This is a genomic window from Flavobacterium fluviatile (assembly GCF_010645065.1).
Taxonomy (GTDB): Bacteria; Bacteroidota; Bacteroidia; order Flavobacteriales; family Flavobacteriaceae; genus Flavobacterium; species Flavobacterium fluviatile.
The window spans coordinates 1-935 of the sequence record NZ_JAADZW010000088.1 but is presented as its reverse complement, the minus strand read 5'-3'; the positions used below and the strand labels follow the sequence as shown (position 1 = coordinate 935).

Annotated in this window: 1 protein-coding gene; it reads left to right on the top strand. The window is 33.3% G+C overall.

The window, feature by feature from the left end:
* Nucleotides 1-88 precede the first annotated feature (88 nt).
* Entirely contained in the window at nucleotides 89-919 is an 831-nt protein-coding gene (locus tag GXM17_RS21390; RefSeq protein ID WP_163401540.1) for an IS982 family transposase, read from the top strand.
* Nucleotides 920-935: the final 16 nt, after the last annotated feature.

Here is a 935-nt window from a genome sequence, read left to right as displayed (position 1 = left end):
TAATTAATTCAAGTTGCTAGTTGGGATAGCATAAAAAAACAAAGCAGAGGTTAAGTAAATTTGTTTTGCGAACCAATAAACAGAACCAATGCTTTGTAAAGACAAAATTATATCAATTTTTTGTTTAATAGATGATATTTTGCAAGGAATTAATCATGTAGAAGATGTAAGAAGACAGGTTACCGATAGTGAAATCATTCTGACAGCGATTGTTTCATCGATAAGTTTTTATGGCAATCATTCGTCATCGATAAAATTTATGAAGCAATACGGGTTTATTCCCAACATGGTTGATACTAGCAGGTTTAACAGGCGATTACACAAGGTTGGTCATTTGCTTTATGAATTATTCGAGATAGTAAGTTCATATTTTAAAGATTTTTGTTGTGAAATGGAATACATCATTGATTCGTTTCCTGTTGCCGTATGCAATAATATGCGCATAGCCAACTGTAGGATTGTCACAGATAAAAAATGGAGAGGTTATACGGCTAGCATGCGGAATTATTTTTATGGGGTCAAAGTGCAGTTGCTCACGACAAAAGATGGAATTCCAATAGCATTTCATTTTACGCCTGGAAAAACTGGTGATGCAAAGGCATTGGGAAAAATGATCGATAAATTGCCTGTAGAAGCATCATTGTACGGAGATAGTGCATATACTGATTATGGATTGGAAGACATTGCATTAGAGCGAAAATGTATCTTTCTGAAAATTCAACGTAAATCAAACGCCAAGAGAATAGATACTTTGGAACAAAAAAAAGAAAAACTCAAAATGAGAAAAAGAGTAGAAACAACAATAAGCGACATAAAGAAAATGTTCCCAAGAACAATACATGCAGTTACGCTAGAAGGCTTTCTGATAAAGCTTACTTTATTTGTCTTTGGACTTCAGTTGAACAAATCGATTAACTAGCAACTTAAATTAATTA

What these genes read in the sequence shown, in the direction of transcription:
- GXM17_RS21390 (WP_163401540.1), top strand. Translation starts at nt 89, where the DNA reads ATGCTTTGTAAAGACAAAATTATATCAATTTTTTGTTTAATAGATGAT.